A 12,663-nucleotide genomic window follows, 5' to 3' on the forward strand; every position below is an offset into this window, starting at 1 on the left:
GAAAGCTCCAGCAAGGACAAGCACATGCCCCTGGTCCGCGTCAGACGCCGCTCCCGCGCTCGCACATATGGATTGCCCATTGCCATGGCGCTGGCCGTTCTGGCGGCGCTTTATGTCATCAGCGCCTCGATGGGGCTGCACCGCACGGCCAGCCAGCTTCTGACAGCGGGGACCATGGCGCAGCGGGTCAACGCCGCCGCCCCGGCGCAGGACCCGGCAGCCCTTGGCTATCGCGGCGATCCGCAGGTTGCCCTGGGCCTGCCCTTCGAAACACTGGCAATCCAGACGGACCTTGGCCCGGCCGAAGCCTGGCTTGTCCCCGAACCGTTTCAGCCGGGCGCGCCGCAGCCGCATATGGCGGCGCTTTACGTCCATGGGATCGCCGGCGCGCGCGAGGATGGCTATCGCTTTCTGCCGCTGCTGCATGCGGCGGGCCTGCCCACCTTGCTGATCAGCTACCGCAACGACGACAATGCGCCCGCGTCACCGGACGGGCGTTTCGGCTTTGGCCTGACGGAATGGCCCGATCTGGAGGCCGCCGTTCTGGCCCTGCGCGACCGGGGCTATGGCGAGGTCATGATCGTCGCGGATTCGATGGGCGGGGCGATCCTGGGTCAGTTCATGGCCCGCAGCCCCGAGGCGGTGCGCGTCAGCGCCGTCGCGCTGGATTCTCCCGCGCTGGAATTCGACGCGGTGCTGGAACACATGGCGCGCGACATGGGGCTTCCCCTGCCCGGCATCGTGGCCCGCAGCACGATGCTGCTGCTGGGGGTCACGCAGACATCCGATCTGGCCGAGGCCAGCGTGACCGGGCGCTATGCGGGGTTCTATGGCCCGCTGTTCCTGGCGCATGGGGACAAGGATCGCATCGTGCCGCAAGCCACGTCACGGCATCTTCTTGACCTGCGCCGCGTGTCGGATACCGCCGAGATCACAATCAGCCTGCTGACCGGGGCGGATCACCTGCAATCATATGGTGAAGACCCGGCGGCCTTCATGCGCGCCTTCCAGGATTTCCTGGCCCTGACGCGGCGACCCTGACAGACGGCAACCTGTCGCTACAAAGGAAAAGGGCCCGCCACTGGCGAGCCCTTCCCCTGTTTCGATGAAACGGCAGATTACATCATGCCGCCCATGCCGCCCATGTCGGGCATGCCGCCACCGGCGCCTGCACCGTCCTTGGACGGACGATCTGCCACCATCGCTTCGGTGGTGATCAGCAGACCGGCAACCGAGGCCGCATCCTGCAGCGCGGTACGCACAACCTTGGCCGGGTCGATCACGCCGAACTTGAACATGTCGCCATATTCTTCGGTCTGCGCGTTGAAGCCGAAGGTCTTGTCGTTGCTTTCGCGGATCTTGCCCGCGACGACAGAACCGTCAACGCCCGAGTTTTCGGCGATCTGGCGCAGCGGCGCTTCGATGGCCTTGCGCACGATCGAGATGCCGACGTCCTGGTCGCTGTTGGCGCCCTTGAGACCTTCCAGCGTCTTGCCGGCCTGGATCAGAGCCACACCGCCACCGACGACGATGCCTTCCTGAACCGCCGCGCGGGTTGCGTTCAGCGCGTCATCGACGCGGTCCTTGCGCTCTTTCACTTCGGTTTCGGTCATGCCGCCGACGCGGATGACGGCAACGCCGCCTGCCAGCTTGGCCACACGTTCCTGCAGCTTCTCACGGTCGTAGTCGCTGGTGGTCTCTTCGATCTGCTGACGGATCTGGGCCACGCGGGCTTCGATCTCGGCTTTCTCGCCATGGCCGTCCACGATGGTGGTTTCGTCCTTGGTGATCGAGATTTTCTTGGCCGAACCCAGCATGTCGATGGTCACCGACTCCAGCTTCATGCCCAGGTCTTCGCTGATGACCTGACCACCGGTCAGGATCGCGATGTCCTGCAGCATCGCCTTGCGGCGATCACCAAAGCCCGGCGCCTTGACGGCTGCGATCTTCAGACCGCCGCGCAGCTTGTTCACGACCAGCGTGGCCAGAGCCTCGCCTTCCACGTCCTCTGCGATGATCAGCAGCGGCTTTTGCGACTGGATCACGGACTCGAGCAGCGGCACCATCGGCTGCAGCGACGAGAGTTTCTTCTCGTGCAGCAGGATCATGCAGTCTTCCAGATCCGCGATCATCTTGTCGGGGTTGGTCACGAAATAGGGGCTGAGGTAGCCACGATCGAACTGCATCCCCTCGACCACGGTGGTCTCGGTTTCCAGGCCCTTGTTCTCTTCGACGGTGATGACACCCTCGTTGCCGACCTTCTGCATCGCATCCGCGATCTGGCGGCCGATTTCGGCTTCGCCATTGGCGGAAATGGTGCCGACCTGTGCCACTTCGGCGCTGTCGCTCACGTCGCGGGCAGCGGCCTTGATCGCGTCCACGACCTTGGAGGTCGCAAGGTCGATGCCGCGCTTGAGGTCCATCGGGTTCATGCCGGCTGCAACAGCCTTCATGCCCTCTTTGATGATGGCCTGGGCCAGCACGGTGGCGGTGGTGGTGCCGTCGCCTGCTTCGTCATTGGTGCGCGAAGCGACTTCCTTCACCATCTGCGCGCCCATGTTCTCGAACTTGTCTTCCAGTTCGATTTCCTTGGCCACGGATACACCGTCCTTGGTGATGCGCGGTGCGCCGAAGGATTTGTCCAGAACCACGTTGCGGCCTTTGGGCCCCAGCGTGACCTTGACGGCATCTGCCAGCGTGTTGACGCCTTTCAGCATGCGGTTGCGGGCGTCGGATGAAAACTTGACGTCTTTAGCAGCCATGTTGATTGCTCCTGAATTTCAGAATGTCGGGGACGACGATCAGGCGATGATGCCCATGATGTCGGATTCTTTCATGATCAGCAGTTCTTCACCTTCAAGGGTGATTTCAGTGCCGGACCATTTGCCGAACAGGACCTTGTCGCCTGCCTTGACGTCCATGGCGATGCGGTCGCCATCCTCGTCCTTCGCGCCTGCGCCAACGGCGACAACGATACCCTCGGCGGGTTTTTCTTTCGCGCTATCGGGGATGATCAGACCACCCTTGGTCTTTTCGTCGCTTTCCACGCGGCGGACCAGCACGCGGTCATGAAGCGGTGTAAATGCCATCTCTGAGGCTCCTTGGCTCAAAGTTTCTCCCAAACCCCGTTCGGGGTATTAGCACTCATGCTATGCGAGTGCTAACGGCGCATAGCTAGGCATGTGATCAAAGGGTGTCAACAGCGGAGTCGCGAAAAATCGCAACGTTCGGACGGCTCATTCCAGCGCCGCGCGACCCGCATCGGTCAAGGCGTAAACCCCTGTGGACACGCGCCGGAACCAGCCATGGTGGTTGTCGGCCATGATGCGCGTGGCCATCGCCACACCCGATGCTGCGGCCACATCCCGCCCCCGGCTTGGCCCCGCGCCGGACAGCACGGCGGCACAGCGCAGCGCGTCCTGCCGGTAGCCGGTCATCAGCCCCTGCCGGACCGAACCGCCGCGATTCGGATCCCCCGCAAGCCGCTGGAATTCACGCAGCAGGGTCGCCCGCCGCCGCGGCTGCTTGCGCGGCTGAAACGGTCCGGGGTCGGCCTGCGCCATCACCAGCCCGTCGGACAGGCGCACCGTCAGCACGCCCAGCCCCAGCCTTCGGCACAGCCCCACATTGGCGCGCAGGGCCTTGGCCCCGGCCTTGCCCGATGGCTGCGGCACGGCCACATAGACCAGGTCGGTGATCGCCTGCCGCGCGATCGCCTGATGCAACAACGTCAGCGAAAACCCTGTCTTGAGTTCCACGACCAGGGGCGGTTCGTCCCCACGAATGGCCAGCACGTCCAGCGCGCCCACCTCGCCCTTCACGTCGTAGCCCTGCGCCAAAAGGAAGGCCTTGACCGGACCATATAGATCGCTTTCCCGCACCTGTCGCCTTTCCCGCCTTGCCGCGCGGCCCGACTATTCCGCAGCGACCCGGAAATGTCCAACCCGGCCCGAACGGGCCGCCATGCTGCCATGCAGCATCTACAGGTGACAATGCCGCCCTGCATGCCTATAAGGCGCGCAAATCCACCCGTTACAGGACCATTGCAATGACCATTCAGGTTTTCGGACACAAATCCCCCGATACGGATTCCACCGGCTCGCCCATCATCTGGGCCTGGTATCTTACCGACATCAAAGGCACCCCCGCCGAGGCGAAGCTGCTGGGCGAGCCCAACACCGAAGCCGCCTTCGTGCTGAAGCGCTGGAACCTGCCCAAGCCGCAGATCATCGCGGGTGTGGATGCGGGCGCACCTGTGGTCATCGTGGACACGAACAACCCGGCCGAATTGCCCGCAGGCATCAATGACGCCGACATCATCGGCATCATCGACCATCACAAGCTGGTCGGCGGGCTGGAAACCAAGGGGCCGATCGACATCACGATCCGCCCGCTGGCTTGCACCGCCACGATCATGCATGACCTGATCGGCGATGACATGGGCAAGATGCCCGACAGCATCAAATGCGCCATGCTGTCCTGCATCCTGTCCGATACGCTGGAATTCCGCAGCCCCACCACCACCGATCATGACCGCGCCGTGGCCGAAAAGCTGGCGCATGAGCTGGGCATTTCGATCCCGGATTACGCGGCCGAACTGTTCGCGGCGAAATCCGATGTCTCGGCCTTTTCGGATGCGGAACTGCTGCGGATGGACAGCAAGGAATACACCGTCGCCGGCAAGGAGTTCCGTGTGTCCGTGCTGGAAACCACCTCGCCCAAGATGGTGCTGGACCGCAAGGACAGCCTGATGGCCTCGATGGTGGATGTGGCCAAGGAAGATGGCGCCGACCAGGTGATCCTGTTCGTCGTGGACATCCTGAACGAGGAAGCGACCCTGCTGGTGCCGAACGATCTGGTGAAAACGCTGGCCGAGAAATCTTTCGGCGTGACCGTGACCGGCGACACCGTGGTTCTGCCCGGCGTGATGAGCCGCAAGAAACAGATCATCCCGGTGCTGACGCTCTGACCATCACCCCTGTGCATGTGATCCACGGCCCGCGCTCCCAACGGCGCGGGCCGTCCCACTCAAGCCGCATGGAACATCGCAGCGCTCTCGCGTATGCAGGCCCTGACCCCAGCAGGACGGAGCCACAACCATGACCCGGATCATCAACGCCCTTTCCGAGATTTCCAGCACCTACGACGCGCTTTTCGTCGATCTCTGGGGCTGCGTGCATGATGGTGTCCGTGCCTTGCCGGATGCGGTCGCGGCCCTTCAGGCCTATCGTGCCAGCGGCGGGATCGTGGTGCTGGTCACGAACTCGCCCAAGCCGCGCGCAGGGGTCGAGGTGCAGCTGGGCCATTTCGGCGTGCCCCGCGACGCCTGGGACACGATCGCCACATCAGGCGATTCGGCCCGCGCAGCCATGCATCGCGGCGCGGTGGGCGAACGTATCTTCTTTATCGGCGAAGACCGCGACATGCCCTTTTTCGAACCGATCCAGGTGGTCGAAAACCCTGTCAGCATCACGCTGACCCCTCTGGATCAGGCGACGGGCATTGTCTGCACCGGGCCCTTCGATCCGACAGCCGATCCCGCCGATCTGCGTCCGCAACTGCTGTATGCCAAGCAGAAGGGAATGAAGCTGCTGTGCGCCAATCCCGACATCGTGGTGGACCGGGGCGAGAACCGCGAATGGTGCGCCGGGGCTGTGGCGCGTCTTTATACGGAAATGGGCGGCGAAAGCCTTTATTTCGGCAAACCGCATCCGCCGATCTATGATCTGGCCCGCCGCCGCCTGTCGGGTCTGGGCCGTGATATTGCCGATCGCAACATCCTGGCCATCGGGGACGGTATTCATACCGATATCCTTGGCGCCATGGGCGAGGATATCGATTCTCTCTTCATCTCGGGCGGGCTGGCGCGCAGCGAGACGCAAACCGAAGGCCAACCGGATGAAACCGCGCTGCATGCCTATCTAGACAGGGAAAAAGCCGCGCCAACCTTCACGATAGGTCATCTGCGCTGACCCACTTAGCACTTGCTTTTCTGCAATTGCAAAGTAATAAAGTTGCAACTTCGGGCCGCGTACAGTCCGAAAATTACTTTGTGGCTTTATGCTGATGAACAGTCTGGAGGGTCGGATGTTGGACAATATGCCTCGCGGCACGATCTGTATCGAAGATATCGAGATGGGCATGACCCGCCACCTGCGGAAAGTTGTCACCGACCGCGACATCGAACTTTTCGCCGAAGTCTCGACCGACCGGAACCCGGTGCATCTGGACGATGACTATGCCCGCGACACGATTTTCGAAGGGCGCATCGCCCATGGGATGCTGACCGCCGGGCTGATTTCGGCCGTGATCGGTGAACAGCTGCCCGGCCATGGCACTGTCTATATGGGCCAAAGCCTGAAATTTCTTGGCCCCGTGCGCCCCGGCGACATGGTTCATGCCGAGGTCGAGGTGATCGGCATCGACCACGCCAAGCGCCGCGTGCAGCTGGATTGCCGCTGCATGGTGAATGGCAAGAAGGTCCTGATCGGCGAAGCCACGGTTCTGGCCCCCAGCCGCAAGTTCGACTGACCCTGCGGCCACGGTCAAACAGGCTTGCACCGCCCTGCGCCGGGCGCTAACCCTGCGCCATGCGGATCATCCGGGATTACACATATGTGGACCTTGCAGATCGGGGCGCTTCCGCCGCGATCGGCAATTTCGACGGGGTCCATCTGGGCCACCGTGCCGTCATCGACATGGCCCGCAAGGCCGGCGACGCGATCAGCGCGCCACTGGGCGTGATGACCTTCGAGCCGCATCCGCGCCAGTTCTTCGCCCCCGATGCGCCGGCCTTCCGCCTGATGAGCCGCGAAGCGCGCGCGCATCGGCTGGAAAAGCTGGGTGTCGAAAAGCTTTATGAGCTGAATTTCAACGCGGTCCTGTCATCGCTGAGCCCGCGCGACTTCGCACAGCGTGTGATCGCCGACGGGCTGGGCCTGAAGCATGTCGTCATCGGGGCCGATTTCTGCTTTGGCAAGGGCCGCGCCGGCACCGCCCAGCATCTGGTCGATTTCGGGGCCGAGATGGGATTTGGCGTCACCATCGCGCAACTGCTGGAAGGTGACAGCGGCAGCGCCGTCTCCTCGACCGCGATCCGCAATGCGCTGACCGATGGCAAGCCACGGGATGCCGCCGCCATGCTGGGTCATTGGCACCGGATCGAGGGGCGCGTGATCACGGGCGATCAGCGCGGGCGCGAACTGGGCTATCCCACGGCCAACATGTCCATCGACGGGCTGCACCCGCCGCGTTTCGGCGTCTATGCCGTGCTGGTCGATGTGCTGGAAGGCCCGCACAAGGGCAGCTATCACGGGGCCGCCTCGATGGGTGTGCGGCCGATGTTCCCGATGTTCGGGGTGAACAAGCCCAATCTTGAAACCTTCCTGTTCGACTTCAAGGGCGATCTTTACGGCGTGCCGCTGTCGGTCGGGCTGGTCGAGTTCCTGCGCCCCGAGGAAAAGTTCGACAGTCTCGACGCCCTGATCACCCAGATGGATGCCGATTGCGCCCGCGCCCGCAGCATCCTGGCCGCGCTATGACCGATCCGATCAACCGTGACGGGCTGCGCCCGCGCTTCTGGGAAAAGCATCCCGTAGACCGGCTGACCCAGGCGGAATGGGAAGCCCTCTGCGACGGCTGCGGCAAATGCTGCCTCAACAAGCTGGAGGATGAGGATACCGGCGAGGTCGCCCTGACCCGCATCGCCTGCCGCCTGCTGGACGACACGACCTGCCGGTGCAGCCAATACACGATCCGCCACCAGTTCGTGCCGGAATGCATCGTGCTCAGCCCGCAGAACATGGATCGCAACCTCTACTGGATGCCGGAAACCTGCGCCTACAAGCTGCTGTGGACCGGCAAGCCGCTGTTTGACTGGCACCCGCTGATCTCGGGCGACCCGCAGACCGTGCATGATGCCGGTGTGTCCGTTCAGGGGTTCACGATCCCGGAATTCGAAGTCCCGGAAGAGGACTGGGAAGACCACATCATAGAGGAGCCGACCTGATGTTCTTTGCCTCCGACAATGCAGGCCCCGCCCATCCCCAGGTGATGCAGGCGCTGGTCGATGCGAACCAGGGATTCGCCATGCCCTATGGCAACGACCCGATCATGGCCGACGTCCGCGCCCGCCTGCGCGAGATCTTCGAAGCGCCAGAGGCCGCGATCTACCTTGTTGCAACCGGCACCGCCGCCAATTCCCTTGCCCTGGCGACACTGGGCCAGCCATGGCAGACGGTCTTCTGCTCGCCCGTGGCCCATATCCATGAGGATGAGTGCAACGCGCCTGAATTCTACTCGGGCGGCGCCAAGCTGACCCTGGTGGGCGACAGCGACAAGATCACACCCGAGGCGCTGCGTACGGCGATCCATGCCGAAGAAACCCGCGGCGTGCATGGGCCGCAGCGCGGGCCGGTGTCGATCACCAATGTCACGGAACGCGGCCGCGTCTATACCTGCGCCGAGATTGCAGCCCTCAGCGCCGTGGCCAAGGAATTCGGCCTGCCCGTCCATCTGGACGGTGCGCGCTTTGCCAACGCGCTGGTCGCGCTGGATTGCACAGCGGCCGAGATGACATGGAAAGCTGGCGTCGATGCCGTCAGCTTTGGCGGCACCAAGAATGGCCTGCCAGGGGTCGAGGCGGTGATTTTCTTCGATCCCGCGAAAGCCTGGGAATTCGAGCTGCGCCGCAAGCGCGGCGCACATCTTTTCTCGAAGCATCGCTACCTTTCGGCGCAGATGCTGGCCTTCCTGACTGACGATCTGTGGCTTGGCTCGGCCCGTCGCGCCAACGCCAATGCGGCGCGGCTGATCGACGGCCTGCGCGCCATCCCCGCGGCATCCTTCCTGCACGAGCCGCAGGCCAACATGATCTTCGCCAACCTGCCGCGCGCCACGCATCAGCGCCTGCATGACGCGGGCGCGGTCTATTACATCTGGTCCGGCACCCTGGAGGGCGACGATCCGGTCGAACCTCTGGCGGCACGGCTGGTCTGCGACTGGTCAATCGGCCATGACCAGATCGACCAGTTCCTGAAGCTCGCGGCAGGCTGACAGCGCCTCCCGCTTCTTCTTGCCTCAAATATCCCCCGCGCGGCGCGCAGCCGCCGTCAGGCGGGTTCCTGCACCGGGACCTGCGTCCAGAAGCTACGGATCACCTCGGCTACAACCGCGGGATGGGTCATCGGCACCATGTGCCCCGCATCGGGCACCTCTATCTGGACGGCGTCCGGTATGCGGCGGGCCAACCCGTCGTTGATGACGCTGATCGCCACGGGGCTGTCACTGCCCCGGATCAGCAGCACCGGGCAGGCAATCCGTTCAAGCTTTCCGCCCGACAGCATCCCCGCGCAATCGCCGTAGATCGCGGGGTGGCCTGCTTCGATCAGATGAATGCGGGCCGCCATGGCCTGGCGCTGGCTTTCGGGCAATTGTTCCCATCCGCGCCCGTCCCCCCATAGCGACGCGAAGGCCTCCGCCGCCGCATCGCGGTCGCCCGCAGCAAGCGCGGCGCGGTACAGCGCCATGTTCGGCTCTTGCCCTACCTTCAGATCGGGACGATCCGCCATGGCCACGGAAAAGAACACCGGCTCCACCAGCACCAAGGAACGCACCAGATCGGGCCGTTCGACCGCAAGGCGCAGGGCCACGGTGCCGCCGAAGGAATGGCCGACCACATCGACAGGCTTTCCCTTGGCCTGATCGTCCAGCAAGTCCACAGCCATGGCCGTGCTGACATCCTGGATATTGGTTGTTGCGTCCCAATCGGCGCTGCGCCCGTGGCCGGGAAGGTCATAGGCAATGGCGGTCATCAGGTCATCCAGCGCCTTCGCCATCCGGGACCAGCCCCCGGCATGGCCCAGGGAACAATGAATCAGCAAAGCGCGGCGCGGCCCATGGCCAAGGGTGATCCAATGGGTCGGCACCCCGCCCCTGACGTCCTGCGTCATGTCAGAGCTTGCCGGCCAGATGCGCGTCCAGGTCATCCAGACGGTCCTGCCCCCAGAACCGCTGCCCGCTGTCCACGATGTAGAAAGGCGCGCCGAAGACGCCGCGTGACACGGCTTCCTCCAGATTGGCGGCATAGGTTTCAGCCCCCGCCAGAAGACCCTTGTCCGCCAGGCCTGGATCAAAACCCGCAGCGGTCAGGCATTCGCGCACAAGATCGTCCTGCGAGATGTCTTTCTGCTCGGCCCAGCAGGCGCGGCCAAAGCTGTGCACCAGCGCGCCAAGATCGCCACCCCCTGCCGCCTGCGCGGCAATCACCGCATAGGAGGCAGGCGCCGGGTTCACCGGCCAATGCGCGGGTTGCAGGTTGAAATCCATGCCCAGCTTTCTGGCCTGGCGCGGCAATTCCTGTGCCCGGTATTCCTTGCGCGAGGGGTGCCTATCCGCAAGCGCAACCCCACCCGTACGGGCAAAGACCGCCCCCGCATCCACGGGTTTATAGGTGATGCTGGCCCCGTGACGCGCCGCAATCGCCTCAAGCCGGGTTCCCGCCAGATATACATAAGGCGAGAGAACCGTGAAAAAATAATCGATATGGGCCATTTGCGCGTTTCCTTTGCCTGCATCGCTTTGCCCGACGGTAACGAGATGATAGGCAGTGTCAACGTCACGAATCTGTCATTCGCCCTGCGCGGATGCCCCCGCAGAGGAACCGCTGCCATGCCATCCATCACAGAACCGAAACTGATTTCGGGCAATGCCAACCTGCCCTTGGCAAAGGCCATCGCGCGGCGCATGTCGATCCATCGCGGTGTGTCGACCGGCCTTGTGGATGCCCGGATCGAACGGTTCAATGACGGCGAGATCTTCGTTGAAGTCTTCGAGAACGTGCGCGGCGAGGATATGTTCATCATCCAGTCCACCTCGAACCCGGCCAATGACAACCTGATGGAACTGCTGATCATGTCGGACGCGCTGCGCCGGTCCTCGGCGGCGCGGATCACCGCCGTGATCCCCTATTTCGGCTATGCCCGTCAGGACCGTCGCACCAAGGCGCGCACCCCGATCAGCGCCAAGCTGGTGGCCAACATGCTGGTCGAGGCCGGGATCGAGCGGGTCCTGACCCTTGATCTGCACGCCGCCCAGATCCAGGGCTTCTTCGATATTCCGGTGGACAACCTCTATGCCTCGCCGATCTTCGCACTGGACATCAAGGCGCATTTCGCGGGCCGCATGAACGACCTGATGGTCATCTCGCCGGACGTGGGCGGCGTGGCGCGGGCGCGTGAACTTGCCAAACGGATCAACGCGCCGCTGGCGATCGTCGACAAGCGTCGGGAAAAACCCGGCGAGATTGCGGAAATGACCGTGATCGGTGACGTCACCGGCAAGACCTGCCTGATCGTCGATGACATCTGCGATACCGCCGGCACCCTGTGCAAGGCCGCCGAGGTACTGATCGAGAATGGCGCAAGCGAGGTGCATTCCTATATCACCCACGGCGTGCTGTCCGGCCCAGCGGTCGAACGTATCACCAAGTCGGTCATGAAATCGCTGGTAATCACCGATTCGATCGAAGCCCCTGACGCCGTGAAGGCCGCGCCAAACATCCGGATCGTGCCCACCGCGCCGATGTTCGCCCAGGCGATCCTGAACATCTGGAACGGTACATCCGTGTCATCGCTCTTTGAGACGGAGACGCTGGACCCGATCTATGAGGGTACCTTCAAGCTGTGACCGGCCGCGCCAGTCAGTCGATGCGCCAGTCGTCGGGCTCGTAACGCTCGCCTATGGCAAGCCAGCTGACGCGCACACGGGCCACCTTGCTGTCGCCCCAGGTCCGAAAGATGATGGCAAAGCCCTCGGCCGCTATGTCGCTGGCCTGCACGTCGGCACGCGAATTGGCCCTGTTGGACATGTCCCACATGCTCATCGACACATGGACAACCGGCGGTGTCACGAAAGCCTCGCTGAAATGGACAAAGCTGCGGATATGGCGCGGGCCGTCGCCTGTCCACATCTCTCCGTCATGCTCGTAGTCGGAAAACAGGACCATTTCGCCCTGATCGACCCCGATTGAGTTGTTTCTGAACCGCCGCATGAAGCCTCTGTTGTTCTGATATGCCCTTACTGCCGGATCATGGCGGTATCAGGCCAGAAAAATGAAACGGAGCCGCTCGCGCAACCGTGACACGAAAGACATCTTCCTTTTTCTGAGCCGCCGCGCAAGGGCCAGGACAATCTTCACCGCACAAATGAAAAGGCCCTGCGCGGAGGCAGGGCCTTTTGGTGTTCATCGTGTCAGACGATCAGACGCCGACTTCGCTCCGCAGGGCCTGAAGATCGGCCAGCAGCTTGTCGGCCGCGTCCTTGCCATCGGCAAGCGCCTTGGAGGCCGCCTCGGTGGCAAGGCTGATCAGCGCGTCGAAATCGGCAGCCGTCGCTTCCGCAACCGGCATCGCCTTTTCCGCCAGAACCGACGTCCCCTCGCCCGAGATCTCGGCGAAGCCGCCGGTCACCACATAGGCCGCATCCCCCTGCGGGCCGCTCACGCGCAGCACACCGGGGCGCAGGGTCGTGATCAGCGGCGCATGGTCGGGCATCGCTGTCAGGTCGCCATCGGCACCCGGGATCTGCACCTGCGCCACCTGCATCGAGGCAAGCCTGCGCTCGGGGCTGACGAGGTCGAATTGCATGGTCTCAGCCATTTCGGCC

15 protein-coding genes are annotated in these 12,663 nt (G+C 63.5%); 8 read left to right on the plus strand and 7 right to left on the minus strand.

The features are described from left to right. Positions 1-24: 24 nt before the first annotated feature. Positions 25-1,041: an alpha/beta hydrolase family protein gene (locus tag ACFQ3C_RS12840; protein WP_380792413.1), complete on the plus strand. Its 1,017-nt coding sequence runs from the start codon at positions 25-27 to the stop codon at positions 1,039-1,041. A 77-nt stretch (positions 1,042-1,118) separates the two neighbouring features. Here ACFQ3C_RS12840 and groL read toward each other — a convergent pair whose 3' ends face one another. The 3 genes from groL to ACFQ3C_RS12855 all read right to left on the minus strand — a co-directional run bounded on the left by groL (position 1,119) and on the right by ACFQ3C_RS12855 (position 3,881). Then, entirely contained in the window at positions 1,119-2,762 is a 1,644-nt protein-coding gene (gene groL / locus ACFQ3C_RS12845; protein WP_380792416.1) for a chaperonin GroEL, read from the minus strand. A 39-nt stretch (positions 2,763-2,801) separates the two neighbouring features. Then, entirely contained in the window at positions 2,802-3,089 is a 288-nt protein-coding gene (locus ACFQ3C_RS12850; protein ID WP_380792419.1) for a co-chaperone GroES, read from the minus strand. A gap of 147 nt (positions 3,090-3,236) precedes the next feature. Beyond that, entirely contained in the window at positions 3,237-3,881 is a 645-nt protein-coding gene (locus ACFQ3C_RS12855) for a DUF2161 domain-containing phosphodiesterase (protein WP_380792422.1), read from the minus strand. A 167-nt stretch (positions 3,882-4,048) separates the two neighbouring features. Here ACFQ3C_RS12855 and ACFQ3C_RS12860 point away from each other — a divergent pair, with 167 nt between their 5' ends. From ACFQ3C_RS12860 to ACFQ3C_RS12885, 6 genes are all read left to right on the plus strand, one after another. Further along, positions 4,049-4,969, plus strand: a complete 921-nt coding sequence (locus ACFQ3C_RS12860) for a manganese-dependent inorganic pyrophosphatase (protein ID WP_380792425.1) — start codon at positions 4,049-4,051, stop codon at positions 4,967-4,969. Positions 4,970-5,099: 130 nt separating this feature from the next. Further along, positions 5,100-5,972 (plus strand): TIGR01459 family HAD-type hydrolase, encoded by an 873-nt coding sequence (locus tag ACFQ3C_RS12865; protein WP_380792428.1) that lies wholly within the window; start codon positions 5,100-5,102, stop codon positions 5,970-5,972. Between the two features lie 115 nt (positions 5,973-6,087). Beyond that, complete coding sequence (locus ACFQ3C_RS12870) at positions 6,088-6,531, plus strand: MaoC family dehydratase (RefSeq protein WP_068290609.1); 444 nt, start codon at positions 6,088-6,090, stop codon at positions 6,529-6,531. A gap of 59 nt (positions 6,532-6,590) precedes the next feature. Continuing rightward, entirely contained in the window at positions 6,591-7,541 is a 951-nt protein-coding gene (locus ACFQ3C_RS12875; protein WP_380792432.1) for a bifunctional riboflavin kinase/FAD synthetase, read from the plus strand. Further along, positions 7,538-8,008 (plus strand): YcgN family cysteine cluster protein, encoded by a 471-nt coding sequence (locus ACFQ3C_RS12880; protein ID WP_380792435.1) that lies wholly within the window; start codon positions 7,538-7,540, stop codon positions 8,006-8,008. Before ACFQ3C_RS12875 ends, ACFQ3C_RS12880 begins: the two co-directional genes overlap by 4 nt. After that, positions 8,008-9,054 (plus strand): threonine aldolase family protein, encoded by a 1,047-nt coding sequence (locus ACFQ3C_RS12885; protein ID WP_380792438.1) that lies wholly within the window; start codon positions 8,008-8,010, stop codon positions 9,052-9,054. Before ACFQ3C_RS12880 ends, ACFQ3C_RS12885 begins: the two co-directional genes overlap by 1 nt. Positions 9,055-9,110: 56 nt before the next feature. On the opposite strand, the gene ACFQ3C_RS12890 is transcribed toward ACFQ3C_RS12885, so the two are convergent. Then, entirely contained in the window at positions 9,111-9,986 is an 876-nt protein-coding gene (locus tag ACFQ3C_RS12890) for an alpha/beta fold hydrolase (protein ID WP_380792441.1), read from the minus strand. Then, positions 9,952-10,551 (minus strand): 2-hydroxychromene-2-carboxylate isomerase, encoded by a 600-nt coding sequence (locus tag ACFQ3C_RS12895; protein ID WP_380792444.1) that lies wholly within the window; start codon positions 10,549-10,551, stop codon positions 9,952-9,954. The genes ACFQ3C_RS12890 and ACFQ3C_RS12895 overlap by 35 nt, the downstream gene beginning before the upstream one ends. A gap of 117 nt (positions 10,552-10,668) precedes the next feature. On the opposite strand from ACFQ3C_RS12895, the gene ACFQ3C_RS12900 reads away from it, so the two are divergent. Then, the gene (locus ACFQ3C_RS12900) at positions 10,669-11,685 is read left to right on the plus strand and encodes a ribose-phosphate pyrophosphokinase (protein WP_380792447.1); all 1,017 of its coding nucleotides are present in this window, start codon (positions 10,669-10,671) and stop codon (positions 11,683-11,685) included. 13 nt (positions 11,686-11,698) lie between these two features. On the opposite strand, the gene ACFQ3C_RS12905 is transcribed toward ACFQ3C_RS12900, so the two are convergent. Together ACFQ3C_RS12905 and ACFQ3C_RS12910 are read right to left on the minus strand one after the other, a co-directional pair. Next, positions 11,699-12,049: an H-type lectin domain-containing protein gene (locus ACFQ3C_RS12905; protein ID WP_380792450.1), complete on the minus strand. Its 351-nt coding sequence runs from the start codon at positions 12,047-12,049 to the stop codon at positions 11,699-11,701. 208 nt (positions 12,050-12,257) lie between these two features. After that, positions 12,258-12,656: a F0F1 ATP synthase subunit epsilon gene (locus tag ACFQ3C_RS12910; protein ID WP_380792453.1), complete on the minus strand. Its 399-nt coding sequence runs from the start codon at positions 12,654-12,656 to the stop codon at positions 12,258-12,260. Positions 12,657-12,663 lie beyond the last annotated feature (7 nt).

Source organism: Seohaeicola saemankumensis (genome assembly GCF_042678485.1).
GTDB lineage: Bacteria > Pseudomonadota > Alphaproteobacteria > Rhodobacterales > Rhodobacteraceae > Seohaeicola > Seohaeicola saemankumensis.